This is a genomic window from Shouchella rhizosphaerae (assembly GCF_036700015.1).
Taxonomy (GTDB): domain Bacteria; phylum Bacillota; class Bacilli; order Bacillales; family Bacillaceae_D; genus Shouchella; species Shouchella rhizosphaerae.
Map to the genome: position 1 here is coordinate 2,702,380 of NZ_CP144921.1, position 24,536 is coordinate 2,726,915.

Genomic DNA, 24,536 nt, shown 5'->3' on the forward strand with positions numbered 1-24,536 from the left:
TTTGGAATGGCGATGGTCGCATCTCTTGTGCTTTTCGCAGTAGCTATTGGCATTTGTGCGTTCAGGATTATAAAAGGGCCGACGATGCCAGATCGTGTCGTTGCCTTGGATACGATTGGCGTCAATTTAATTTCGATTGCTGCGATCGTGTCGATTATCCTTGATACAAAAGCGTTTTTGGAAGTTATTTTAATTATAGGCATTCTCGCGTTTATTAGCACCATTGCTTTCTCGAAGTTTATAGAGAGGGGTGTCATTATTGAACGCAAGCGTAACCGGTGAACTGCTGGCTTCTATTTTGATTATTGTTGGTGCGATAATGAGTGTGATTAGCGCGATTGGCATTATCCGCCTTCCTGATGTGTATACAAGGTCCCATGCCGGCACAAAAAGTGCAACGCTTGCCGTTTTGTTGACGCTGACAGGTTGCTTTATCTATTTTTGGCTTGCAGACGCTTATATTAGCATTCGCCTCATACTCGGCATTGTATTTGTGTTCTTAACAGCGCCGGTGGCGGGACATTTGATTACGCGTGCAGCATATCGGTCTAAAGTACCACTTACGGAAGAAAGCGTAGAAGATGAACTGAAGGAAGTTTTAAACAAAGAAAATTACAACGAACCAGTTGAGCACACGGATGCAAATAAATAATGGGGCGTGTGCACGCCCCTTTAGACTGTAGACAAACGCCCCGATCCACTAGCGTTTGTCTCGGTCAGCTGCTTTGAACTGAACAATCGTTTCCTATGCAAGGTGACCCCTGTTCTATTCGCCTCTTTTCTCGCCTTCACTTATCGGCTGACAAGTGTTTAAATGAATCTAGCGTTCGGGCTGCTGTTTTGACAGACGGCTCTTTTTTGTGGAAGTGCAAAGGGTTAATGGCTGTTGCCTAGACTCCCCTCATGTTTCCAATGTGGCGTTTTGCCATAATGCTCATAAACGGTTTTTTCATCCTCTTTTGTCAGCTCTTTTTCTTGTGAATGGGCAGGTGCCGACTCAATTTGGGCTTTACTCGTCTTGACAAGGATCGCATGGTCATGCCAAGCAACTTCTTCGACGTCTTCCACGAGGACGAGCACAAGCTCCCGCTGCAAAAAACCTCCTGTATCAACGACAAAATAACGGACAAGCCAGTCAACTGCTTTTTCAATGATGAAATCTACGACTTTGCCGACTTTGCCGCCCTTGGCATGAATGGTATACCCTGTTAGCTCTTCCAGGCTAAATAGGCGAGTTTGTTCTTGGTATTGTGCTTCTGTTTGAGCTTCGTTTGCACCTGTCCGTATTGCATCGGCTGTGCCTTCCGGGTTTTTGCGCTCTGGGATATGAACAGGCGGGATTAGCGGCGCACTTGCTGGAGAACCGGCTCCATATGTTTGATTGAGGGGGGCTGCGGGCCCAAACCAATAAAGTGGCCAGCCATAATGCTCGTTCAGTTCCTTTTCATATTTCCGGTTAATGGGTGCATGTTCTTCTGGCTTCGGGCTATCTTTAATTTGAGCTTTCGTCGCATCAACGTCGATGGCCATGTTTTCTTTATCCACGTTCGAAAATGCATGGGGACTTAAGAGGACTTTACCGCCAAAAAACCAAGTGCGTGTATCTCCAACAAAGTAGCGAAGGTGCAACGTGTCTGCATCCACATAAAAATCAGCAAGTGAACCAAGTTCCCCATCGGTGGCGCGCATCGTGTACTTTTCGAGCGTTTTTGCATGGATCAGCATCATTTTCTCCCTCCAGAATTCGTATTAATGTTCGTATAGCCGTTTTCGAGGTAGACCAAACGCAAATCTTTTTTAGGAAAATCAAAAAAAGGGGTTAAAATCGAACAGCAAAAGAAGTACAATAATCTAGAAAGCGTTATCATTTAATATGAGATCGATCTCAGAGGAGGGGTAAAAGTGAAATTAGGCGTGTTTACTGTCCTATTTTCGGAAAAGCCGTTTGAAGAAATGCTAGACCACGTAAAAGCGCTTGGCCTAGAAACAATCGAGATTGGTACAGGAGGGTATCCTGGGAACGCGCACTGCAATCCAGGCGAACTACTCGAAAATGAGACGAAATTGAAAGCGTTTAAAAAGGCAGTAGAGGATCGCGGTTTGACGATTTCTAGCTTAAGCTGCCATGGCAATGCCCTAACGCCAGATGCCGATTTTGCTAATCAGTCGCATGATGCCTTTGTGAAAACAGTCCAATTGGCAGAAAAGCTAGAAGTGCCAACCGTTACTACTTTTTCAGGAACGCCAGGCGCGTATGAAGGCGCAAAGCAGCCTAGTTGGCCTGTCGCCCCGTGGCCGAACGAGTATGGAGATATATTGAAATGGCAATGGCAAGAAAAACTGATCCCTTACTGGAGCGAATGGGGCCAATATGCAGCTGATCACAATGTCAAGGTCGCCCTTGAACTGCATGGTGGTTTTTTAGTGCATTCGCCAGCGACGTTGTTAAAACTTCGTGAAGCGTGTGGCGAAGCGATTGGCGCAAATGTAGACCCGAGCCATTTATGGTGGCAAGGAATCGATCCAGTTGCAGCCATTAAAATTCTAGGCAAGCATAACGCCATCCACTTTTTCCATGCAAAAGATACGTACATCGATCAAGAAAATGTCAATATGCACGGTTTACTTGATATGCAATCTTACGCAAATATGCAAGATCGGGCTTGGTACTTCCGCTCAGTTGGCTATGGGCACGACCTGAAAACGTGGGCGGATATTATTAGTGCTCTGCGCCTTGTAGGTTATGACGGGGCAGTCAGCATTGAACATGAAGATGGGCTAATGTCCATTGACGAAGGTTTCCAAAAAGCCGTTGCCAATTTGCAGCAAGTTTTAATGAAAGAGCCAGCTCCAGACATGTGGTGGCTGTAAGGAGGAAAAAGACAATGTCGAAATTGAAAGTAGCAGTAGTTGGCTGTGGGTCGATTGCCATCCACCGCCATGTACCTGAATATGCGGCCAATCCAAATGTAGAACTGGTCGCTTTTTGTGACCTAAACATCGAAGTCGCCCAAAAACTCGCTGATCAATATGGAGTCAAGCAGGTATACGACTCCCACGAAGCGATGCTTAAAGAGGCAAAAATGGATGCAGTTAGTGTATGTACACAAAATGTGGACCATGCACGAGTGTCGATTGATGCAGCAAACGCAGGTTGCCATGTATTGTGCGAAAAACCAATGGCTACTTCGATTGAAGAAGCGCAACAAATGATTGACGCCGCTAAAGCCAACAATGTCAAGTTGATGATAGGGCACAATCAAAGGCTTATGCCGCCCCATGTAAAAGCGAAAGAAATCTTGCAATCTGGAAAAATCGGCAAGCCGTTAACATTTAAAACGACATTTGGCCATGGTGGCCCTGATTCCTGGAGCATTCAAGGCAAAGACACATGGTTCTTTCAAAAAGACAAGGCTTTTGTTGGGGCAATGGGTGATTTAGGCGTCCATAAGATTGACTTAATGCGCTGGCTTTTTGACGAAGAAGTGGCTGAAGTGGCTGCATTTGTTGAGACGCTCGATAAGGATGCCGATGTAGACGATAATGCGACAACGTTACTGCGCATGGAAAACGGAGCCATTGGCACAATGGCGGCAAGTTGGACGTACTACAAAGGTGAAGACAACACGACATCGATTTACGGCGAAAAAGGTGTGTTGGAAATCCACGATGATCCTAATGTCCAAGTTGTTGTAAAGCTAGCCGATGGCACCATTGAAAGGTATTCAGTGGGGGCAATTGCCACCAATGAAGCTGGAGGCCAAGTTGCAAGTGGTGTGATTGACGAGTTTGTTGATGCGATTGCCAATGACCGCATGCCTTCCATTACAGGAGAATCGGCAATGGAATCACTACGCACTGTCCTTGCAGCGCTGGAGTCAACGAAGTCCAAAACGTTTGTGTCTGTAGCAACGATCAAATAAGGGGGAAAAGCATGGATAAATGGGGAATTGCCTTATTTACACTGCGTGACGAGCTGGCAAAAGACTTTAAAGGCACATTAGCAAAAGTAAAAGAAATTGGGTATGCGGGTGTCGAATTTGCAGGTTTTGGCGGCCACTCTGCTTCAGAGATAAAAGCAATGTTAGAGGAAGTTGGTCTAGAAGCATGGTCCAGTCATGTGCCTCTTGCTCAGCTTCGTGAGTCTCTTGACGATGTACTTGCCTACCATAAAGAAGTCGGCGTTCAATATATTGTCTGTCCATACTTAACGCCAGAAGAGCGGCAGGCAAAAGACGATTACCTCGAATTGGCGAAAGATCTTGAAACGATTGGAAATGCCTGCAAAGAAGCTGGCATTGGATTTTGCTACCATAACCACGATTTCGAATTGCAAACATTCGATGGCGAGTATGCCCTTGATTTGTTGTTAAGCCAGACAACAGAGGAACATGTGCAATTAGAATGTGATACGTACTGGGTCGAGTTTGCCGGTGTGGATGCCAAACGTTACATGAACCAATACACTGGACGTGTGCCAATGGTTCATTTGAAAGACATGAAAGCAACCGATAAGTCGTTTGCCGAAGTTGGAGAGGGAACATTGGATATAAAAGACATTATCCAGGCAGGGAAAGAAGCAGGGGCTCGCTACTTTTTTGTCGAACAGGACATTTGTGAGCGTTCCCCTCTAGAAAGCATTTCAATTAGCTTTAACAACATACAACGCTTGTCTTAAAAAATGAAACGCCCAAGCCATGTGGGCGTTTCATTTTTTTACCTATAATAAACAATCATAGGCAACTTGTTTTGCGCCGACACGCTTGGCTAATTGTTCCAAAGCGTGGGCAAACGCTTTTTTTCTCGTTGGAGTCCATTTGAATGACGGCTCAACCACAATGTTCTCAATATGTAAAGTAGCCGTTTCCCGATTCATTAATGGCGAAATTTGGCCAATTAGTTTTCCATGCCAGAGAATCGGCATTCCATAGGAGCCCACTTTCCGGGCTGCTTTTGGCGTGTAAATTTCCCAGCGGTAGTGGAAGTCGTAAATATCTTGCAAACGTTCTCTCCGCCATAAAAGAGGGTCTAGCGGCGATAGGAAGGCAATGCCTTTAGGTTGGTTGTCGCTATGTGAAAGCAGCTCGTCCACATCTGTTGAAAGCACGGCATAAGGCCGTTTTACGCCCTCAATCGCCACTTCAGTCAAGACGCCCTCCTCAACAAGCTGTGCGTGCCATTTTTTTCGCATTGCAGCTCGGTGCTTCTGCCATCCATAACGGGGATCGTCAGCGCTAAATAACCGGTACGCGCGAGCATATTTAAGGAGTAACGCCCTTGTCCGTTCTTGTGTCGACAAAGGCGATTTCAAGTAATGGTTTGGAATCGCGTCTTCCGTTAATGCAAAAAACCGTTTCGCCCCCTGGCGTTTTACAACTTGGATTTGCCCTGTTAGGAAAAGCAATTGCAAGGCATGAGACGTTTCTTTAGTGGAGGCGCTGTTTGTATCCCAACCACCAATCACTTTTCGTTCGCTTTGAAAGGCGTTTGAAGCGAGAGGACCTTCGGTTGCCAGCCGGTTGAATATGACGCGAATGGCATCCTTGTGGGCGGATAAATCGGAAGCGCAAGCTGTTAAGAGCCGCTGCCGAACATCTTCAAACAAGGGAAAGTCGGCGATCGGCAATAAGCAGGCAGCTTGGGCGTAGTATTCGAATGCTTGCTGCTTTTCAAGCAGCTGCTCTAATTCAGCTGGGTCATACCGTTTCATTCGCAAACTTGCAGTCAAATGGTGGTTACGCTCAATAACCGCAACAGGATCAAGTTGAATCGCTTCCAAGCCATTAAGAAGGTCGGGCATGCTTGAATAGCGTGTGGCAATAAATGTTTTATGCAAAAAGGCCCGTGCCGTTTTTTTCGATATAAGAAGCAATGGACGATCTGTCCTTTCTATAGAAAATGCAAGGCGACAAAAAACAAAAATAGAGGAGGAGCGTTAGCTGGCAATATAGGCTTTTCCCAGTGAGAATGGCACATCAAAATCAGCGCCAAGCTATGCCGCTTGGCTCCGTTGTTTTTCTTCGTTGCGGACAAATCCCGTATGGGAAAACCACATGAGTAAAAAGACGGGGACTGACACACCGAAAAAAGGAAGAACGCCTGGAAAACGAAGCATGAGTATAGAGATACCAAATGATGTAATTAGCATGCCTATGCTCAGAAAAGGACGAACAAGCACATGAAGGACTGCATGTTTTAATAGGCGAAAAATGGGCATCTCGTAATGGACAAATAACGTAAACGCGTAAACGGCTGTTAATATATACAAAAGGCAAAGAAGAAGAATCGGCATGGCGAGCATCGTCACATAAGGGTTGGTATGGTTGTAAATAAACATGACATCAACGACTAGGACAAAACCAATTAGGGCGAGTATCCAGCCGAGGCGCTGTACTTTCCAATAGTCTTTTTTAAAGTACGAAAGGAATGTTTTAAACAAAGGAATATCTGTTTCTCCACGAATCCACTGGCGGCAAATGGCAAAGGCAGCCTGTGTTGCTGGGAACAAACCGCCAACAATCAGTCCAGCAAATGTAAACCCAAGCCAAAGCAAGTTGACGATGGCAAGCCGCATGATCCACTCGGCAGCTTTGTAAATCCCTCCCATGAATCCATTCATTTCCATTGCACTAACCACCTTTTGAAAGCGTTATCCTAATTGTACCACAAAAAAAGGAAGACGGCTTATTAAATTGCCGCTCCCTTTACATCGCTCACTTATTTTAAATCTTTCACGACTTCTTTTGTTTCAATTGTCCCTAAATCATAAATGATTTGATACAACTCTTGAAGTTCATTTTGTGTGGCTTCTTTTTCTTGGTCGGCTTTCTTTTCTTGGAACGGGTGTTGAAAAACTTGCTCCTCACGAAAGTCTTCAGATCGGATTTGCTCCAGCAGCGCTTTAATTTTGTCTGCTTCCTCATCAGTTGCATAGATCTCATATTGGATCGAGTTGTCAGGCGTTTTTGTGGTCGAGAGGCGCATCATTGCCATATCAATTGTAACAAAATAACGTTTTCGGCCCATTGCAATCGTCCCTCCAATTTTTTCTGTTCCCTCTTGATACCCGATTCTTCCTTTTTTACACCTACACGGTTTAAAAAAGGAAGAACGTGTTTCGTTTTCAGAATTTTGGGTATCAAAACAGAAAGCGACACACTAAGACATAGAACCTGTATCTCTAACATACAATAATGGATATGCCAAGCTTACAACTAGCGGAACAATTAACCAAGCCATACCCTGTCTATGCTTATGGCAAACCGTTGAATGATCGTCAATAAATCCTACCTGAAGGGGATTTTCTATCGGGACGAGCTGTGCTATAGTGAAGAAATTAAACCTTTGAGGAAGGTAGGACTATGCTCAAACTTGTTATCCCTTTTGTTTGCGCACTCGTGGTTATGACAGCTTGTGGAGGCGATTCTCATCCGCAACTACATGAAAAGGAAATGAAAAAAGGCGGCGATTCTGCACCTGTTTTTTTCTTAGAAGAGCGTTATTTTAACGAAACCGAGGTCGTAAATGGGCAAATGACCATTATGAATCCGGACAATATTGTGGTCAACGTCAATAAAGACTACCGTCTTCCCGAAGATTATCGACCTGGCGACTTAACCATACCGAATGTTCCTTTTCCTTTTGATGAGGAAGATGACAGGCGTTATCTCAGGGTGGAAGCTGCCGAAGCTTTGGAAGCATTGTTTGCTGCCGCAGCAGAGGAAGGCTATGACCTGTTTGCCATATCAGGTTTTAGATCATATGAACGGCAAGAGCTTTTATATGAAGAAGCGCTGGAAAATCAAGGAGAAGACCAAGATTTAGTGGCCATGCCAGGGCACAGTGAACATCAAACGGGATTAGCGATGGATATTAGCAGCGCTTCTGTCGATTATGGCTTGATTGAGGCATTTGGTTTAACGGCAGAAGGGCAGTGGGTTGCGGAACACGCCCACCAGTTCGGCTTTATTATACGCTATCCGGCCGAAAAAGAAGGAATTACAGGGTACGGCTATGAACCATGGCACTTGCGCTATGTGGGCGATGTGGCCAACGACATTTACAACCACTTTATTACCCTTGAAGAATATCTAGAAAATGTCAAGAAGTTGTAAAAACGATGTGAAAGTTCGGTATGTCAAAGGAACTATGTTCAAGGAGCAGAAATTTTGATAAACTGATTGCTTGAATGGCAAATGACTGTTTTTGCTTGATGATAGATAAAACCGTTTTCTGGCCCGCCAAATAGATAACAGTTAGGCGGAAGTAGTTTTAAACGCAAAGTTCATGAGAGGAGAGTAAAATTCATGACAAAAATTAAAGCCGGCTTCAGGCGACTGACATTTTATTGGCTGGCTGTCGCGTTGCTAACCATTACAACGTACGTGCTTTACAAAGTCGCGTTTGCGATCCCTGCCGATAACATGATGCAAGAATTTTTACTGCTCATTAATCCGATCAGTTCGTCTGTCCTGCTTTTAGGGATTGCCCTGTTATTCAAAAACAGAATGCGCAACATCATGGTTGTCGTCCTATCGTTTGTCGGTTCACTCATTTTGTACGTCAATTTGTTGTTTTATCGGTTCTATACTGACTTCTTGACCCTTCCTGTACTGCTGCAAACTAACAATATGCAAGATTTATCGGGCAGCGTATTTGAACTGATGAGCTTTTGGGATGTTTTCTTATTTACAAATGTTGCTGTACTTTGGATTTTGGTCGCACGTAAAAAAGTGCCTGTAGTGGGACGCTTAAAAAGAGAACCTAGCTTGATCTTTGCTTTGGCGATCTTGCTATTCTTAGGGAATCTATCCCTAGCGCAAACAGAACGTCCACAACTGCTTACGCGCTCTTTTGACAGGGATATGATCGTTAAAAACATCGGCGTTTTTAACTTCCATATTTACGACGTCTTTTTGCAATCACAATCGAGAGCACAGCGTGTATTAGCCGATAGTTCCGACATTGTCGAAGTGAAAAACTATACACAGGCAAACCATAAAGAGCCAAACCCAGATTTATTTGGCGTGGCTGAAGGCAAAAATGTGTTTATGATTTCTCTTGAGTCGCTGCAAAGTTTTGTCATTGACAACGATGTTTATGGACAAGAAATCACGCCGTTTTTAAACCAATTAAAAGAAGAAAGTTATTATTTCGAGAATTTTTACCACCAAACGGAACAAGGCAAAACATCGGACTCTGAGTTTATTGTTGCCAATTCGCTGTTTGGCCGAAGCAGTGGAGCCGTGTTCTTTACCCATGCCCAAAATGACTACAATGCGTTGCCGGAAATTTTAGGGGAGAATGGCTACTACTCGTCTGTCATGCATGCCAATAACCGAACGTTTTGGAACCGTGATGTCGTTTATAACACACTCGGCTATGACCGCTTTTTTGACGTGGATTCTTATGAAGTAACGGAAGAAAATTCGGTCGGTTGGGGCTTAAAAGACAAGGAGTTTTTTGAACAGTCGATTGACTTGCTCAAGGAACAGCCGCAGCCATTTTATACAAAGTTTATTACGCTGACAAACCATTTTCCATTTGAACTGGGCGAGGAAGACAAAATGATCGAGGAATACGATTCGAACAGCGGCACGTTAAACCGTTACTTTCCGACTGTCCGTTATATGGATTATGCAGTGGAGCAGTTTTTTGAGGATATAAAAGAAGCCGGCCTATATGAAGACAGCATCTTTATCCTTTATGGAGACCATTACGGAATTTCTGACAACCATAACAGGGCAATGGCGATGTACCTCGACAAAGAGGAGATTACCCCATTCGATTCTGTCCAGCTTCAACGTGTCCCACTGATCATTCATATTCCGGGCCATGAAGGGGAAACGTTTGACACAGTCGGCGGGCAAATTGACATTAAGCCAACGCTCATGCATTTGCTCGGTCTGTCGACAAAAGAGGACATCCAGTTTGGCAGCGACTTGTTTTCGCCAGAACATGAGTCTTATGCGGTTTTACGTAACGGCAACTTTATCACGGATGATCTTGTGTATGCCAGCAACACGTGTTATGACAAACATACAGGAGAAGAGATGGAAGATCCATCAAGCTGTGAAGAGTTTATCCCACGTGCGCAATCAGACTTAGAGTACTCCGATAAAATTATTTATGGTGATTTACTTCGCTTTTTCGAGCCAGACAACGATATGTTTGATCGCTCTGAAGAATAAAAAACCGTCGCGTATGCGACGGTTTTTTATTTCGCTGACATGCTGCCATGGCCATTCACGCCGCCGGCGGCTGTAATCACAGTGGTAGCAAAGCCAGTACCAATGACGGCAATTGCGGATAAGATGATCTCATCGTGTGTCACAATGGGAATGCCAGCTACGACTGCTCCTAAATCAAAACCGACAATTAAAACACCAACATTCCATTTTGTTTTAGCAGCAATCATCTGCGCCAGCAAGTCAAAACCCCCAGTGCTAATTTCTAGGAGAAACATAATACCAGCGCCTATGCCGAGCATCAGGCCACCGATGATGGCGCTAGGAAGTGGAGGCAAAAGGGGAGTAGCCGGTATGTAAGCGGCAAAGTAATCGATCATTAAGGAAGAAACGATGACGCCTACCAGTGAGTTGTAAAAAAACGGCCTATAGTATATCCAAGCAAGAATGTAAATGGGAATGCTGACGACGATTATGGTCATACCGACTGGAAAATCCCAGATGTAATGGGCGATCAATCCGACGCCAATAATGCCGCCGTCTAGCAAATGGTAGGAAACAAAAAATAAGTTAATCCCAAGGCTAATTAGCAAACAGCCTACAAACAACACTATTACGTAACGAAGTCCTTTTATCACCCTATCACCCTCACCCACTCAGTAGCCAAGCTTTCTTTCATTCTATGCGGACAAACGTATCGCTATGACGGGTGATGTGTATGAGCCTTTAAGGGCACAAAGCCCCTTATAACTGAATCGTTCCCAATAGGATAATGGCAATAATCGCTGCAAGCACCCACAACACTTTTTTCAGTTTCCGATTGCTATTCGCACGTTTCCAGCGCTGAGGGTTAAACTGGATTTCATCGTCGTCAAAATAAGCGCGGCGAACACGACTGGTCGTTTGCTGGCTATAAAAAGGACGAGCTCCTTTTAGAAAGGAAGGTGCTAGCAAGAAGCCAAATAACAGCCCGAATAAGTGGGCAAAAATGTTAATATGGGAGCCGACAAACGTCATGATCACAGAAATGACAATGATCGGAAGAATCGTTTGCCCTGACTGGCTATCCATTAAATCTTTACGATAAAGGTACATAAACAAAAAGACGCCAAATAAGCCAAAGATGGAGCCTGATGCACCGACATGGGTATAGCTTGGCGATTCCAAAAACAAAGTGGCCACATTTGCCAATACGCCTGAAATGAGATAAATGGTGACAAATTTTCGTTTTCCAAGCATCACTTCAAGGGCAGGAGCGAAAATGAGCAAAGCGAACATGTTTGAAAACAAATGGAACAGCCCGCCATGCAAAAAGATCGGCGTCACGAGGCGCCAGTACTCGCCTGCGAGAATCGCTGCATTCCATCCCATCCCAGAATAGTGAAGCCAGCCCCCGTAAGGTATAATGAGGAAGAGGAAATAAATGATCACATTGGTTGCTATAATGGCGGTGATCACAGGGTAGTTGCGAATATAGCTCGAAAAGGTTTCGTTGCGGTGAAACATGGGATTCCCCCTTTTTGGTGATTAGCCGTGTAAGGTGTCATGACCATCATGAACTAGTCTCATTATAGCAGCTTGCGCCTTGTGCCGCATAACCGGACAGAATGATAAACAGGTGGTGTGCAAATGATTGTTGGCATTGGCATTGATTTAATTGAACTAAAGCGAATTGAGGCTGCTTTTGCGAGACAGCCTCGATTCCCAGGCCGGGTATTGACTTCTTATGAACAAGACCAAATGGCACAGCTAGCGCCGAACCGCCAAATTGAATATTTGGCAGGCCGTTTTGCTGCAAAGGAAGCATTTGCGAAAGCGAAAGGGACTGGAATTGGCGCCGGCCTTTCCTGGCATGATATTGAAATCCGCACTGAAGGCAGTGGAAAACCGTATATTGTGGTAAACGACGACAGTGCCCGTGTCCATCTTTCCATTACACATTCAAAAGAATACGCTGCTGCACAAGTCGTGATTGAAACATAAAAATGCTACTTGTCAATACTCGTCTGCATATTGCCGTCATTCGGCTCATATAGTTTACAGCAACAGGGCAATGGACTCGCCGTCCATGCCTAAAGTGAGCCGAAGGGGTGAAGGTAGGCATGAAGAAGACGAAATCATGGCTGGCCATGGTTGCTGTCCTAATGGTAGTCGTATTGGCAGCGTGTGGAGAAAAGTCGCAAGAGGATGTTTTAAACGACGTAGAAGAGGCCCTAGAAAACACGGAGAGCTACAAGTCAAAGGCGACGATGGTGCTGGAAACGGGCCAAGAACCACAGACGTATGATGTAGAAGTGTGGCAAAAAGATAACGCTTATTACAAAGTTGATTTAAAAAATGCGAAAAACGAACAAAGTCAAATCATCTTAAAAAATGACGACGGCGTTTTCGTTTTGACCCCAGCGCTAAACAAAACATTCCGTTTCCAAAGCGATTGGCCCAAAACGAGCAGCCAAGCTTATCTGTATGAATCGCTTTTAAAGGATATTAGCCTTGACGCTGATGTCATGTTTTCACAAGACGAAAACCATTATGTCTTTAAAACAGCGACAACGTATCAAAACAAAAACTTAAACAGCCAAGAAATCCGGCTGAATAAAAAAGATTTAGCGCCAGTTTCCGTTAAGATTATGGATGCGGATAACAATGTTTTAGTCGACTTGACGTTTACTGAATTCGAGAGAAATCCAGAGCTGTCGAATGAAGACTTTAATACAGAAAAAACAATGGATGGCGCACAAATGTCCGAACCGACAATGGCTACTCCTGAAGAAGAGGAAGAAATTTCGATTCGCTACCCGATGTTTATCCCAGATGGAGTCGATAGTGAGCCTAAATTGGAGACCGTCGAAACAGGCGAGCGTACAGCTTATGTGCAACAATATTCTGGCGATAAGCCTTTTACACTGATTCAAGAGAAGAGCTCGATCGTCCCAGCGACAACAGCGCCCTTAAATTTAGTAAAGGGAGAACCCGTTGACCTCGGTTTCACGATTGGAATCCAATCGGCTGACCGTATTATGTGGTCCCATGAAGGCATCGACTACTCCCTGATTTCAGAGAGCTTGTCAGAAGAAGAGATGGCCGATGTGGCGCGCTCTGTTTACGCCACGACCGAAAAGTAACCACTGTCTACAGTCTGAAGCCACGAGCGAACTCGTGGCTTTTTTATATATAAACAAAGGCACGTTGTTGCCAAACACCGTTCGACAATTTTCCATTAAGCTTTTATACTAGGGTGAGAATGTGAACTGTCCTGGAGGTAATTAGATGGATCGAACGGCACTCCCTTTCTTTAGGGATACATGGGTTGAGGTTGATTTGAATGCAATTTCGAGCAATGTTTCGTCGCTAGCGCGCTTTTATAAAAGCCAAGGCCACAATGTCGCCATTATGGCAGTTGTGAAAGCGAACGCCTATGGCCATGGGGCTATAGCCGTTGCTAAGGAGGCGCTTGCCGCTGGAGCGACCTTTCTTGGTGTTGCTTTATTAGACGAGGCATTGGAACTAAGAAAGGCAGGCATTCAGGCGCCGATCCTTGTCCTTGGTAAAACACGCCCAGAAAATGCAGAGCTTGCCCGGTCTGAGGGGATTTCGGTAACTGTATTTGAGCAAGAATGGCTAGAAGAGGCTACACGGTTTCTGGCAAAATCACCGAACGATCCACTCCGTATCCATGTCAAAATGGACACGGGCATGGGCCGCCTAGGCCAACAAACGGTTGAAAACACGATGGCGGTTGTCTGTGCTGCGCAAAAAATCGGTGTTGTTGAAGGGCTGTTTACCCATTTTGCCACTGCTGACGAGCTCGATCATACGTATTACCGAAAACAGCAAGAACGGTTTGCAGCATGTGTTGACAAATTGGAAGAAGCAAACGTTTCGATTCCGTTCATCCACACTGGCAATAGTGCAGCAAGCATGCGCTATCCAGGCGATATGTACAATATGGTACGTTTCGGCATTTCCATGTATGGGCTCACCCCTTCAGTAGAAATAAAACAAGCACTGCCATTTAAGCTTATTCCAGCCTTATCGCTAAAAACAAAAACAGTTTTCACGAAGCTTATTCAAAAAGGGGACGCTGTCAGTTACGGAGCTACTTATCAAGCAGAAGCACCGACATGGATTGCGACGTTGCCAATTGGCTATGCTGATGGCTGGGCAAGGCAAAACAGCACGAAAGGCGGGTATGCACTCGTCAATGGGCAAACAGCGCGCTTTGCAGGGAGAATCTGTATGGACCAATGCATGATTGAACTTTCTGAGCCAGTGCCAAATGGTACAACAGTTACTCTTGTTGGCAAAGACGGCCAAGAGCAGATTGAGCTTGATGACGTCGCGAAGCGGCTTGATACGATTAATTATGAAGCTGCCTGTATGCTCAATCCTCGCTTGCCCCGTATTTACGTAAAAAACGGCAAATATCAATCTGTGCAAATAGAATCAAGGGTTATGCATAAAATAGAAGAGCAAGGGAAAAATGACCAACAGAATGGATAATGGCTAAATAGCAAAGCAAGATTTTGAAAAAGAGCTTTGCAAAGACCTATTGGCAATGCTATGATAAATGATGTATAACTTGCGGCGAAATGTCGGACGTAGAAACGAATTGCCTAAATAGGCCTTACACTGATTAAATGAGGTGGATGCTGTGCTTGAGCAGGAAAAGTGGGACAACGAAGAAAACAGCAATAAGCGTGCAAAACTAAAAGCTGAAATTCGTGAGTCAATGCAACAAGGCTATATGGAGATGGCGAAAATCAATCTTACAATTGCATCAGAAGCCTTTCTTGCTGAGGAGGAAGCGAATCATACGCTGACGCGTCTCGTTAGTGGGGTGTAGCGATGTGATAGTCAAACGCGGCGATGTGTATTTTGCAGATCTCTCCCCCGTTGTCGGCTCAGAACAAGGTGGGGTCAGGCCTGTACTCATCATACAAAATAATATCGGTAACCGATTTAGCCCGACAGTGATCGTAGCAGCTATTACAGCCCAAATCCAAAAAGCAAAACTCCCAACACATGTGGAAATCAATGCGAGCAAATATGGGTTCGACCGGGATTCGGTCATTCTTCTTGAGCAAGTACGCACGATTGACAAACAACGACTGACAGATAAAATTACCCATCTTGACGACAAAATGATGAGGTCTGTTGACAAGGCACTCACAATCAGTTTGGGATTAATTGATTTTTAGACATTTGAGGATAAAAGAAAGCGTGGCAACCATTTATTTGGTGTGCATCACGAATCTTTTTTCAGGCAATTCCCTGTACATCGTAGTGACCCTAACTGGGGACAGCACTCGTACAGGGTTTTTTATTTGCCATTTATAAGAACGATTCCTTAAAATGTGGAATTGTCAAACACTGAGAAAAACGATCGCTGGAAACGATTAATCTTTGCATGGGATCTCGACTCATGAAATAATAGCAGTAGAGAAATACAGGGTGAAAGGGGAAGGCTATGCAATCGTTTATTGCTTCTTATCTTTTAAAAAACCGGACAAGACTTATTGAGGAATGGGGAAAAGAATGGGCGAAGCTTCGTTCAGAGAGTGATTTGCAAACGCAGCCTAACGATGCGTTTGAACATACGAACAAAAAACTAATGGAATTGGTGCTGTCTACGGCTGAAGGGCATAAAGACAGTTATTATGCGGAATTAAAAGAGCATGTCGACCGTTTTATTCAAAATGGCGGTTCACTAATCTTATTTTCAAAATCGATGCATTTGTTTAGGAAGGTATGCCAAAGGTTCGTAATTGCGTCTGATGTAAAAGAAAGTCAGGCTGTGGAAATGTTAGCGGAATTAAATGAATGGATTGATGAACGGACGGATCGAATTGTAAACGATTATGCAGGGAATTGGGAATATACGATCGAAATGCAAAAGCTTTCGCTGTTAGAGTTATCCGCTCCGCTGATTCCTGTTTTTGAAGAGATTACGGTGATGCCGTTAATCGGGACGATTGACACAGCGAGAGCGAAACTGATCATGGAAAATTTGCTTGAAGGCGTGATCGAACACCGCTCAAAAGTCGTTTTAATTGATATTACAGGTGTCCCGGTCGTCGATACAATGGTTGCCCAACATATCATTGAAGCTTCCGAAGCTGTCCGTTTAATTGGAGCGAAGGCTGTATTAGTGGGGATTCGTCCTGAAATTGCCCAGACCATTGTCAACTTGGGCATTGACTTGGCTAGATTTCCAACGCAGAGCACACTACGCAAAGGGGTTGTGTTGGCCTTAGAAATGACAGGAAAGAAAGTGGTCGATTTATGATGGAAGGTGGAAATGCAATGAGGATTCCAATTCTTAAGCTCAAACAATATTTATTAATCAGCATCCAAATTGAGTTAGATGATCAAACTGCCCTCCAATTTCAGGAAGATTTGCTTAGAAAAATCCACGAAGAAGGTTCAAAAGGAGTCGTTATTGATTTAACGAGTGTCGATATGATTGACTCGTTCATTGCCAAAGTACTTGGCGATGTTGTCGACATGTCCAATTTGATGGGGGCTCGTGTCGTACTGACCGGCATTCGTCCTGCTGTTGCTATTACATTAATTGATATGGGAATCAAATTAGAAGGTGTTTCAACCGCGTTAGATCTTGAACAAGGACTCGCAAGCTTGCAACAGGAATTGGAGGGTTAGAGATGGACATCCAATCCTGTGTGGAAGTGAAAAATGAATGGGGAATCGTCGCTGCTAGGCAGGCAGGGCGCGACCTTTCACGCCAAATCGGCTTTGGCAGTGTTGATCAAGCTCGGATCACGACAGCCATTTCTGAACTAGCAAGAAACATTTACTTGTATGCGAAGCGGGGAGAAATTCGCCTTGAATTGGTGGAGAAACCCTCCAACCTCGGGATCATCAAAGGCATCCGTGTGATTGCTAAAGATGATGGTCCTGGCATTCAAGATATACGGCAAGTAATGGTAGATGGATTTACGACTTCCAGCGGCCTAGGGGCAGGTTTGCCTGGCGTGAAAAGGCTTATGGATGAATTCACAATTGATTCAGAAATAGGCGTAGGAACAACGATCACGGCAACAAAATGGGCCCAAATGAGGGGGCATGTGAGATAGATGTCTGTTGTAGACTATAAGTTACAGCTTTCCTATAAGCGCATCTTGAAAGACTTTTTAGAGAACAAATCGGAACAAAGTCTGTACGAGGCGCAAAAAGTAAGCAAGTTTTTGTTGGAGCAAAAAATTTCGCCTGAAGAATTTGTCAGCATCCATTTTAAAGTGTTGACAGAAATGCTCCCTCAATTGGACGAGCAAGTTCAAGATTCGTTTGTTCTCCTATTGGAAGTCATGATGGGATATGGGCTTGCTTATCAAGAACATCAAGTATTGAGGAACCGACAGCAAGAACTTGAATCAGAAATTGATGTCGCAGCTAGTATGCAGCAGACTCTGCTCCCGCAAGAAAAGCCAGAAACAGAATTTCTTGATGTCGGTGTTGTTTGTAAACCAGCAAAGAAAATGAGCGGCGATTATTACCATTATGTACATGAAGATGACAAAGGGCTGGGTATGGCTATTGCCGATATTATTGGCAAAGGCGTGCCTGCGGCTCTTTGCATGTCTATGATCAAATATGCGATGGACAGTTTGCCGTCAGAGCAGCAACTCCAACCTTCGCTTTTACTTGAAAATTTAAACCGTGTTGTTGCCCAAAACGTTGGAGACAGCATGTTTATTACGATGATGTACGGGTATTATAACAGAACAACTGGTGATTTCCACTATTCAGGTGCAGGCCACGAACCAGGTTTTTTTTACAGCGTGGCCAACGATGCATTTGAAGAATTGCACGCCAAAGGGCTCGTATTAGGCGTGTCCCGGCAAACCAAATATAAAGAATATACCCGCCATTTGGATGTAGGCGATTTTATTGTGCTTTTGTCTGATGGTGTAACAGAATGCCGCATAGGCGACGAATTTATTGAGCGGGAAGAAATCACGAAATTAATTCGTAAATATATGCATTTACCTGCCCAAGAAACGGTCAACCGCGTTTATGAGGAACTTGTAAAAATCCAAGATTTTGTATTACGTGATGATTTTACGCTTATTCTTTTGCGGAGGACCGTTTAAAAATAGGAGTGGCCGGGTATGAAAGAGAAATGGAACTTAATTGCTTGAGGAGGACGGTTTACATATGAACCTTACAATACGATCAGAACAAACAGACAACGCCTATCATATTTACCTTGCTGGCGAGATTGATGCTTATACAGCTCCTCAACTACGTGAATCTCTCATTCCTCTAGCAAAGGAAAAAGGTATTGAGATGACGATTCATTTTAATGAGGTGGAATATATTGATAGCACTGGACTTGGTGTTTTTGTTGGTGTGTTGAAAACAACGGATGCAAATGGCAGCAACTTAAAGCTTTGTGGCATGTCTAGTCGAGTTAGACGGCTATTTTCAATAACGGGACTGGATGAAGTGATTACGATTGAAGAAGTGAAGGAGGGGCAGAGTTAATGGAACAACATGACCGTATCCACGTGGAAATCCCTGCCAAGCCCGAATACGTCAGCATTGCGCGTTTAACCGTTTCTGGCGTCGCGAACCGTCTTGGTTTTTCTTACGACGATATTGAAGACATTAAGATCGCAGTTGCCGAGGCATGTACGAATGTCGTAGAACATGCCTATTCTGAAGGTGGATCGATTTATTTAGCTTGTTATATTTATGATGATCGAATTCAAGTAGTCGTTGCTGATCAAGGCAAGAGTTTTGACATTAAAGATGTGGAAAGTCGACTAGGTCCAGTTGATGCGAAAAAGCCAGTTGGAGATTTAAAGGAAGGAGGGCTTGGTTTATTCCTCATCAGCAGTTTAATGGATAAAGTTGAAATCAATGAAGATAACGGCGTGATGCTCGTCATGACAAAGTATCTTTACGAGAGTGGGGTGGAGGAAAGTGTCGACGGAATCTCTTCCTTACAGTCAGAACAAGGATGATATCTATCTTTGGATTGAACAATACCAAAAAACTGGAAGTGAAGAAGCCCAAATCAAATTGGTAAACCATTTTGAAGCGCTTGTCCGCTCCCTTTCTAGGAAGTTTTCAAAAGGGCGAGAATACGATGAAGACTTGTATCAAGTCGGCATGGTTGGTCTGCTCGCCGCAATGAAACGTTATAACGAAGACTATGGCAGAAGCTTTGAATCGTTCGCAGTTCCTACAGTTGTAGGAGAGATCAAGCGCTTTATTCGCGACAAAACATGGAGTGTCCATGTGCCGCGCCGCATCAAAGAACTGGGGCCAAAAATTAAGAAAGCAGCGGATACGCTAACCATTGAGTTGCAACGTTCCCCTTATGTTCATGAAATTGCCGAGTACCTTCAAGTGACAGAGGAAGAAGTGCTTGAGACAATGGAAATGAGCAAAAGTTACCAAGCACTATCCGTCAATCGCCCTCTTGAGGCAGACCAAGAAGGCGGAGAAGTGACGCTCCTTGATCTTGTTGGCAATGAAGAGGCTGGCTATGAGCAAGCTGACCAAAAGTTATTGCTTGAAAAAGCGTTCGAGGTGCTAAACGAACGGGAAAAGGACATTCTTCAATGCACCTATTATGAGAATTTAAGCCAAAAAGAGACAGGCGAAAAATTGGGCATTTCACAAATGCATGTATCCCGTTTGCAACGCCGTGCACTTCAAAAACTGCGCGACTCCATACGTGTGGAGCCTACGGAGATTTTCTGAAATGCTAACGTATTTTAAAGACCAATATACGGATATTGCGACTGTCCAGCAAATCAAACCAGGTAATGCTGTTTGCGGCGACGGGCACATGGTGATCCAAAAAGGCACATACACAGTATGTGCCGTTGTCGATGGTTTAGGGAGCGGCCAAGGGGCATACCATTCTACTATGACGGCACTAGAAGCGGTGCAAACGTATCATGCTGAGTCTGCCGATGTGATTCTTGAACATTGCAATAGGGCTTTGATCCATCAACGGGGGGCTGTTATGACAGTCATTAAAATTGATTACGAAAGCAACATCCTCCATTACGCAAACTTCGGAAACATTGGCTTTGTCTTATTCCATCCTGATGGCTCGTTTATTCAGCCAATGCCGACGCGAGGCTATTTGTGTGGCCGCAAAAGCAAAATCAAAAGCGACAAGTTCTTATATTCTCCTGGTAGCGCCTTTATGATCTATACAGATGGCGTCGACCGGCTTCCGCCAAAACAAGCGCTAATTGACCAGAGTGGCTTATACAACGTAAGTGAGAACGTGGTGGCAGCCAAACGGTTTAATCAAAAAGATGACGCGACGTTAATGGTCGGCAAATTTAGAGTGCCTGCAGCGGTACATAGGGGATAGGGCGATAAGCGAAAAGAAACACCTTACAGGGCGAGGTGTTTCTTTTTTGTTTATTTGCTTTTGTGCTATGATAAACGGAGATTGGAGGACGGTAAGGCAATGGAGGAATTGGTAAACGAAACGGTAACGGAAACAGGCTTAGCCCCGAAACAAGTTAGGCAAGTTGTCGAGTTGTTAAAGGAAGGCAATACGGTCCCTTTTATTGCTCGATACCGGAAAGAACAAACGGGCGGTCTTGATGAATTGCAAATCAAAGCAATCGCAGATGCGCACGAATATGCTGAAAGCGTCATGCAGCGGCGAGAAGAAGTGCTTCGCCTCATTGATGAACAAGGCAAATTGACAGCCGAATTAAAGGCGCAAATTAAAGCGGCTCGAAAGCTGCAAACATTAGAAGACTTATACCGGCCATATAAACAAAAGCGGCGCACTCGGGCAACCGCAGCCAAAGAAAAAGGGCTTGAGCCATTGGCGCAAGAAATAGTATCTTTCCCGAGAGAATTTTCGCTAGAAACAGCGACAACGCCCTTTATCAATCAAGAATTAGGAGTGCCAGACAGTGAAACGGCAATCGCTGGCGCGAAAGATATACTAGCAGAGATGTTTGCCGAAGACCCAGAAATACGGTCGACGCTCCGTGAACGGGCGTTAAAGCAATCAACCATTGAAACAAGCCGAAAAAATGGCGGCGCAGAAGATGAAAAAGGCGTCTACGCCCTATATTATGATTTCCAAGAGCCTATTAAAAAAATGGTGCCCCACCGGACACTCGCCGTTAACCGCGGTGAGCGAGAAGAGGTATTGCGCGTGCACGTACGCTTCCCAAGCGATGCCTTTATCGACCAAATTAAACGCCTCATTATCAAAAAGCATGGTTCACCGGTCGTTCCCATTATGGAAGAGGCGATTGAAGATGCATACAAGCGTTTGGTCGAGCCTTCGCTAGAAAGGGAAGTACGGGCATTTTTGACTGAAAAAGCCGAAGAGCAGGCGATCGCGATTTTCGCAGAAAATGTAAAGCAACTGCTCTTGCAGCCGCCAATGAAAGGCAAAGTCGTGTTAGGCATCGATCCAGCTTTTCGGACAGGCTGCAAATGGGCGGTTGTAGATGCTACAGGCAAAGCGCTTGAAGTAGGGGTCATGTACCCAACAGCGCCACACCATAAAACGGAAGAAGCAGCAGCGATCATACGGAATGTGACGACAAAATACGGCGTTAAAATGGTTGCCATCGGCAATGGAACAGCTTCCCGTGAAACCGAGCAATTTGTCGCAAATACGATTAAAGAGATCGATGATACGCTTTACTATTGTATCGTCAACGAAGCGGGGGCGAGCGTCTACTCTGCTTCTGAAATTGCCCGCACAGAATTCCCTGATCTCCAAGTCGAGCAGCGGAGCGCGATCTCGATTGCCCGTCGCCTGCAAGACCCGTTGGCAGAGCTAGTCAAAATTGATCCAAAATCAGTTGGCGTCGGCCAATACCAGCATGATGTGTCACAAAAAAAGCTAAATGAGTCGCTTGCTTTTGTTGTCGAAACCGCCGTCAACCGTGTCGGCGTCAATGTCAATACCGCTTCAGCAGCATTGCTTTCTTATGTGGCTGGGCTTAATAAAACGCAAGCGACCAACATTGTTGCCTATCGAGACGAACACGGGCCATTTCCAACAAGAACAGCGTTAAAGAGCGTTCCCCGTTTAGGTGCCAAAACATATGAGCAATGCATTGGCTTTTTACGTGTCCCAGACGGCAAAAATCGATTGGATGCGACGGCCATTCACCCAGAAAGCTACAACGAGGCGAAAAAACTCCTTCAGTATGTAGAGGCAGAGCCAAAAGACATTGGCACAGACAAACTGAAACAAAGACTAAACAGCCTCAATCAAGGCGAATTAGCAGAAAAACTTGAAATTGGCACGTTAACATTAGCCGATATTATCGACGCACTTGCCCGTCCGAACCGAGACCCACGGGATGAATTAGCGGCGCCACAGTTAAAACAAGATGTTCTTAAGATGGAGGACTTGGAGAAAGGCATGGAACTTCAAGGAACCGTGCGCAATATCGTCGATTTTGGCGCCTTTGTCGATATTGGCGTCAAACAGGACGGTCTCGTGCATGTGTCCAAATTGTCGGACCGCTACATTAAACACCCTATGGAAGTCGTATCCATTGGCGATGTTGTTACTGTTTGGGTAGAGGACGTTGACGAGAAAAAAGGACGCATCAGCCTGACAATGAAGGCGCCAATTGTTGTCTAACTGCATGAAGGGAGCGTCTCAAGCTCCCTACATCGGTTCTTTATGTTGAGAAAGCGTGTTTTCTCCATGAGTTGCTTTATAATAAAACCAACATTGATTTAAAAGCTTCAATTGATGGCGATTTTTTTCAGCATACGCTTTACGAAGCTGTTTCTTTAACCAAATAGGCATATCGAACGCTCCTCTCATGTTTCAAGTAGTATATGTTGGGCTGTTTGTCAGAGTTGAATAGTTTTTAATGGAGGACAAAGAATGACAAACAAAGAATTGCAACAGCTAACAGAAACGATTTCTCTTGCTTTTTTTAAGCGCCCTTTTACACACACAGCCCGCTTCAATAACCGCCTTCGCACGACGGGGGGAAGGTATTTGCTAAAAAGCCATGATATCGAGCTAAACCCAAAGCAATATGAGCGCTACGGCAAAGAAGAACTGATCGGCATCATTAAACATGAACTTTGCCATTACCACCTTCATCTCGAAGGGAAAGGCTACAAACATGGCGATAAAGATTTTCAGGAATGGCTTGCCAAAACAGGAGCACCTCGCTACTGCAAAACAGCGCAAGACGAACAGACCGTTCTTGTGTATACATGTACATCTTGTAGCCGAACATACCACCGGCGGCGAAAAATCAATACGCAAAAATATGTTTGTGGTACCTGCCACGGGAAACTAAAATTTTTATCGAAAAAAGTATTGCATCAAAGGAAGTGACTATGCTATATTATAAGAGTCGCCAAGGAGAGGCGGAAAAAAGCGTACATATTCCACAGTAGCTCAGTGGTAGAGCTATCGGCTGTTAACCGATCGGTCGCAGGTTCGAATCCTGCCTGTGGAGCCATGGAGAAGTACCCAAGTGGCTGAAGGGGCTCCCCTGCTAAGGGAGTAGGTCGTGTAAGCGGCGCGAGGGTTCAAATCCCTCCTTCTCCGCTCTTCTGGCCCGTTGGTCAAGTGGTTAAGACACCGCCCTTTCACGGCGGTAACACGGGTTCGAATCCCGTACGGGTCATTTGCAAAACGAGGCGCTGAAAGGAAAATGGACATGTTCTGTTCCATTGTTCCTTTCCAGCACCAGTTCGTTTCAATCGCTGTTAGAGAATGAACAACGAGACGAAAAGATTTGCAGCTTATCAGCAGACGTTTAGCAAAGAGAAGCAAAAAGGTCGAGGATAAGAAGTGTTCGAAGGAAGGAGCGTACAAACGTACGTGACTGACAGAGAATCACGAATTAGACGAAGAGATTTGCAGCTTATCTGCAGCTAAAATGGAGGATTAGCTCAGCTGGGAGAGCATCTGCCTTACAAGCAGAGGGTCGGCGGTTCGATCCCGTCATCCTCCACCATCAACAAGGTCCGGTAGTTCAGTTGGTTAGAATGCCTGCCTGTCACGCAGGAGGTCGCGGGTTCGAGTCCCGTCCGGACCGCCATCTATATTTTAAATTAATTTGCCAGCGGGTGTGGCGGAATTGGCAGACGCGCTAGACTTAGGATCTAGTGTCTTTATGACGTGGGGGTTCAAGTCCCTTCACCCGCACCAGAATACGCGGTTGTGGCGGAATGGCAGACGCGCTAGGTTGAGGGCCTAGTGGGAGTTAAATCCCGTGGAGGTTCGAGTCCTCTCAACCGCATACAGAAGAAATGTAGGAGTACCAAGGCTTTTAAAGCTTTGGTCTTTTTTTATTTTAGGGATTGCAAGTATGAAATTAAAATAATCGATTCAAG

At 44.8% G+C, this 24,536-nt stretch carries 29 protein-coding genes and 7 tRNA genes; 29 read left to right on the top strand and 7 right to left on the bottom strand.

Annotated elements, in window-relative coordinates; translation table 11 throughout:
- The first annotated feature begins 6 nt into the window (after nucleotides 1-6).
- Both V5G21_RS13355 and V5G21_RS13360 read left to right on the top strand, forming a co-directional pair.
- On the top strand, nucleotides 7-282 hold the full coding sequence (locus tag V5G21_RS13355) for a Na(+)/H(+) antiporter subunit F1 (RefSeq protein WP_372513881.1): 276 nt from the start codon (nucleotides 7-9) through the stop codon (nucleotides 280-282).
- Nucleotides 260-652 (top strand): Na+/H+ antiporter subunit G, encoded by a 393-nt coding sequence (locus V5G21_RS13360; RefSeq protein ID WP_011245648.1) that lies wholly within the window; start codon nucleotides 260-262, stop codon nucleotides 650-652. Before V5G21_RS13355 ends, V5G21_RS13360 begins: the two co-directional genes overlap by 23 nt.
- Nucleotides 653-876: 224 nt before the next feature.
- Here the strand turns inward: V5G21_RS13360 and V5G21_RS13365 are convergent, their stop codons facing one another.
- The gene (locus tag V5G21_RS13365; protein WP_338464819.1) at nucleotides 877-1,728 is read right to left on the bottom strand and encodes a PRC-barrel domain-containing protein; all 852 of its coding nucleotides are present in this window, start codon (nucleotides 1,726-1,728) and stop codon (nucleotides 877-879) included.
- Nucleotides 1,729-1,902: 174 nt separating this feature from the next.
- Between V5G21_RS13365 and V5G21_RS13370 the strand changes: the two genes are divergently transcribed.
- Genes V5G21_RS13370 through V5G21_RS13380 form a run of 3 tightly spaced genes read left to right on the top strand, consistent with a single transcriptional unit; the run spans nucleotide 1,903 to nucleotide 4,678 of the window.
- Nucleotides 1,903-2,871 carry a sugar phosphate isomerase/epimerase family protein gene (locus V5G21_RS13370; RefSeq protein ID WP_035204977.1) on the top strand — a complete coding sequence of 323 codons (969 nt, stop codon included), beginning with the start codon at nucleotides 1,903-1,905 and terminating at the stop codon, nucleotides 2,869-2,871.
- A gap of 14 nt (nucleotides 2,872-2,885) precedes the next feature.
- Entirely contained in the window at nucleotides 2,886-3,923 is a 1,038-nt protein-coding gene (locus V5G21_RS13375; RefSeq protein WP_073305745.1) for a Gfo/Idh/MocA family protein, read from the top strand.
- 11 nt (nucleotides 3,924-3,934) lie between these two features.
- The gene (locus V5G21_RS13380) at nucleotides 3,935-4,678 is read left to right on the top strand and encodes a sugar phosphate isomerase/epimerase family protein (protein ID WP_035204971.1); all 744 of its coding nucleotides are present in this window, start codon (nucleotides 3,935-3,937) and stop codon (nucleotides 4,676-4,678) included.
- Between the two features lie 42 nt (nucleotides 4,679-4,720).
- Here V5G21_RS13380 and V5G21_RS13385 read toward each other — a convergent pair whose 3' ends face one another.
- The 3 genes from V5G21_RS13385 to V5G21_RS13395 form a co-directional block, all read right to left on the bottom strand.
- Nucleotides 4,721-5,872: a DNA glycosylase AlkZ-like family protein gene (locus tag V5G21_RS13385; RefSeq protein ID WP_011245653.1), complete on the bottom strand. Its 1,152-nt coding sequence runs from the start codon at nucleotides 5,870-5,872 to the stop codon at nucleotides 4,721-4,723.
- Nucleotides 5,873-5,992: 120 nt separating this feature from the next.
- Nucleotides 5,993-6,625 (bottom strand): YesL family protein, encoded by a 633-nt coding sequence (locus V5G21_RS13390; RefSeq protein WP_082111996.1) that lies wholly within the window; start codon nucleotides 6,623-6,625, stop codon nucleotides 5,993-5,995.
- Nucleotides 6,626-6,717: 92 nt separating this feature from the next.
- The gene (locus V5G21_RS13395) at nucleotides 6,718-7,026 is read right to left on the bottom strand and encodes a hypothetical protein (RefSeq protein ID WP_011245655.1); all 309 of its coding nucleotides are present in this window, start codon (nucleotides 7,024-7,026) and stop codon (nucleotides 6,718-6,720) included.
- A 335-nt stretch (nucleotides 7,027-7,361) separates the two neighbouring features.
- Here V5G21_RS13395 and V5G21_RS13400 point away from each other — a divergent pair, with 335 nt between their 5' ends.
- Nucleotides 7,362-8,114 carry a M15 family metallopeptidase gene (locus V5G21_RS13400; protein WP_011245656.1) on the top strand — a complete coding sequence of 251 codons (753 nt, stop codon included), beginning with the start codon at nucleotides 7,362-7,364 and terminating at the stop codon, nucleotides 8,112-8,114.
- Between the two features lie 192 nt (nucleotides 8,115-8,306).
- On the top strand, nucleotides 8,307-10,190 hold the full coding sequence (locus tag V5G21_RS13405) for an LTA synthase family protein (protein WP_011245657.1): 1,884 nt from the start codon (nucleotides 8,307-8,309) through the stop codon (nucleotides 10,188-10,190).
- A 26-nt stretch (nucleotides 10,191-10,216) separates the two neighbouring features.
- On the opposite strand, the gene V5G21_RS13410 is transcribed toward V5G21_RS13405, so the two are convergent.
- Both V5G21_RS13410 and V5G21_RS13415 read right to left on the bottom strand, forming a co-directional pair.
- The gene (locus V5G21_RS13410) at nucleotides 10,217-10,825 is read right to left on the bottom strand and encodes a YitT family protein (RefSeq protein WP_035204970.1); all 609 of its coding nucleotides are present in this window, start codon (nucleotides 10,823-10,825) and stop codon (nucleotides 10,217-10,219) included.
- Between the two features lie 106 nt (nucleotides 10,826-10,931).
- Entirely contained in the window at nucleotides 10,932-11,693 is a 762-nt protein-coding gene (locus tag V5G21_RS13415) for a rhomboid family intramembrane serine protease (RefSeq protein WP_011245659.1), read from the bottom strand.
- A 123-nt stretch (nucleotides 11,694-11,816) separates the two neighbouring features.
- On the opposite strand from V5G21_RS13415, the gene acpS reads away from it, so the two are divergent.
- The 14 genes from acpS to V5G21_RS13485 all read left to right on the top strand — a co-directional run bounded on the left by acpS (nucleotide 11,817) and on the right by V5G21_RS13485 (nucleotide 22,812).
- Entirely contained in the window at nucleotides 11,817-12,170 is a 354-nt protein-coding gene (gene acpS, locus V5G21_RS13420; protein WP_011245660.1) for a holo-ACP synthase, read from the top strand.
- A 119-nt stretch (nucleotides 12,171-12,289) separates the two neighbouring features.
- Entirely contained in the window at nucleotides 12,290-13,312 is a 1,023-nt protein-coding gene (locus tag V5G21_RS13425; RefSeq protein WP_011245661.1) for a LolA family protein, read from the top strand.
- Between the two features lie 145 nt (nucleotides 13,313-13,457).
- Entirely contained in the window at nucleotides 13,458-14,690 is a 1,233-nt protein-coding gene (gene alr / locus V5G21_RS13430; RefSeq protein WP_035204969.1) for an alanine racemase, read from the top strand.
- 142 nt (nucleotides 14,691-14,832) lie between these two features.
- Nucleotides 14,833-15,033: a hypothetical protein gene (locus tag V5G21_RS13435; RefSeq protein WP_050748939.1), complete on the top strand. Its 201-nt coding sequence runs from the start codon at nucleotides 14,833-14,835 to the stop codon at nucleotides 15,031-15,033.
- 4 nt (nucleotides 15,034-15,037) lie between these two features.
- Nucleotides 15,038-15,388: a type II toxin-antitoxin system PemK/MazF family toxin gene (locus V5G21_RS13440; protein ID WP_011245664.1), complete on the top strand. Its 351-nt coding sequence runs from the start codon at nucleotides 15,038-15,040 to the stop codon at nucleotides 15,386-15,388.
- A gap of 269 nt (nucleotides 15,389-15,657) precedes the next feature.
- Nucleotides 15,658-16,476: an RsbT co-antagonist protein RsbRA gene (locus V5G21_RS13445; protein ID WP_011245665.1), complete on the top strand. Its 819-nt coding sequence runs from the start codon at nucleotides 15,658-15,660 to the stop codon at nucleotides 16,474-16,476.
- Between the two features lie 17 nt (nucleotides 16,477-16,493).
- Nucleotides 16,494-16,850, top strand: coding sequence for an STAS domain-containing protein (locus tag V5G21_RS13450; protein WP_011245666.1), 357 nt, complete (start codon nucleotides 16,494-16,496; stop codon nucleotides 16,848-16,850).
- Nucleotides 16,851-16,852: 2 nt separating this feature from the next.
- Nucleotides 16,853-17,284, top strand: a complete 432-nt coding sequence (locus V5G21_RS13455) for an anti-sigma regulatory factor (RefSeq protein WP_035204968.1) — start codon at nucleotides 16,853-16,855, stop codon at nucleotides 17,282-17,284.
- On the top strand, nucleotides 17,285-18,301 hold the full coding sequence (locus tag V5G21_RS13460) for a PP2C family protein-serine/threonine phosphatase (protein WP_011245668.1): 1,017 nt from the start codon (nucleotides 17,285-17,287) through the stop codon (nucleotides 18,299-18,301).
- A gap of 64 nt (nucleotides 18,302-18,365) precedes the next feature.
- Complete coding sequence (locus tag V5G21_RS13465; RefSeq protein WP_011245669.1) at nucleotides 18,366-18,695, top strand: STAS domain-containing protein; 330 nt, start codon at nucleotides 18,366-18,368, stop codon at nucleotides 18,693-18,695.
- Nucleotides 18,695-19,177, top strand: a complete 483-nt coding sequence (gene rsbW / locus V5G21_RS13470) for an anti-sigma B factor RsbW (RefSeq protein ID WP_035204967.1) — start codon at nucleotides 18,695-18,697, stop codon at nucleotides 19,175-19,177. Before V5G21_RS13465 ends, rsbW begins: the two co-directional genes overlap by 1 nt.
- Nucleotides 19,137-19,922: an RNA polymerase sigma factor SigB gene (gene sigB, locus V5G21_RS13475; RefSeq protein WP_011245671.1), complete on the top strand. Its 786-nt coding sequence runs from the start codon at nucleotides 19,137-19,139 to the stop codon at nucleotides 19,920-19,922. The genes rsbW and sigB overlap by 41 nt, the downstream gene beginning before the upstream one ends.
- 1 nt (nucleotide 19,923) lies before the next feature.
- A complete protein-coding gene (locus V5G21_RS13480; protein ID WP_011245672.1) occupies nucleotides 19,924-20,550 on the top strand; it encodes a SpoIIE family protein phosphatase in 627 nt (208 codons plus the stop codon).
- Nucleotides 20,551-20,649: 99 nt separating this feature from the next.
- A complete protein-coding gene (locus V5G21_RS13485) occupies nucleotides 20,650-22,812 on the top strand; it encodes a Tex family protein (RefSeq protein ID WP_051881238.1) in 2,163 nt (720 codons plus the stop codon).
- A 27-nt stretch (nucleotides 22,813-22,839) separates the two neighbouring features.
- On the opposite strand, the gene cmpA is transcribed toward V5G21_RS13485, so the two are convergent.
- On the bottom strand, nucleotides 22,840-22,983 hold the full coding sequence (cmpA, locus tag V5G21_RS13490) for a cortex morphogenetic protein CmpA (protein WP_094423742.1): 144 nt from the start codon (nucleotides 22,981-22,983) through the stop codon (nucleotides 22,840-22,842).
- A gap of 81 nt (nucleotides 22,984-23,064) precedes the next feature.
- Here cmpA and V5G21_RS13495 point away from each other — a divergent pair, with 81 nt between their 5' ends.
- From V5G21_RS13495 to V5G21_RS13530, 8 genes are all read left to right on the top strand, one after another.
- Nucleotides 23,065-23,529 (top strand): SprT family protein, encoded by a 465-nt coding sequence (locus V5G21_RS13495; RefSeq protein ID WP_011245675.1) that lies wholly within the window; start codon nucleotides 23,065-23,067, stop codon nucleotides 23,527-23,529.
- 52 nt (nucleotides 23,530-23,581) lie between these two features.
- Nucleotides 23,582-23,656: transfer RNA gene (locus tag V5G21_RS13500), tRNA-Asn, on the top strand.
- A gap of 1 nt (nucleotide 23,657) precedes the next feature.
- Nucleotides 23,658-23,745, top strand: a tRNA-Ser gene (locus V5G21_RS13505).
- A 7-nt stretch (nucleotides 23,746-23,752) separates the two neighbouring features.
- Nucleotides 23,753-23,824, top strand: a tRNA-Glu gene (locus tag V5G21_RS13510).
- A 257-nt stretch (nucleotides 23,825-24,081) separates the two neighbouring features.
- Nucleotides 24,082-24,157 (top strand) — tRNA-Val (locus tag V5G21_RS13515).
- A 7-nt stretch (nucleotides 24,158-24,164) separates the two neighbouring features.
- Nucleotides 24,165-24,241, top strand: a tRNA-Asp gene (locus tag V5G21_RS13520).
- Between the two features lie 24 nt (nucleotides 24,242-24,265).
- Nucleotides 24,266-24,351: transfer RNA gene (locus V5G21_RS13525), tRNA-Leu, on the top strand.
- Between the two features lie 6 nt (nucleotides 24,352-24,357).
- Nucleotides 24,358-24,442: transfer RNA gene (locus tag V5G21_RS13530), tRNA-Leu, on the top strand.
- The last annotated feature ends 94 nt before the right edge of the window (nucleotides 24,443-24,536 follow it).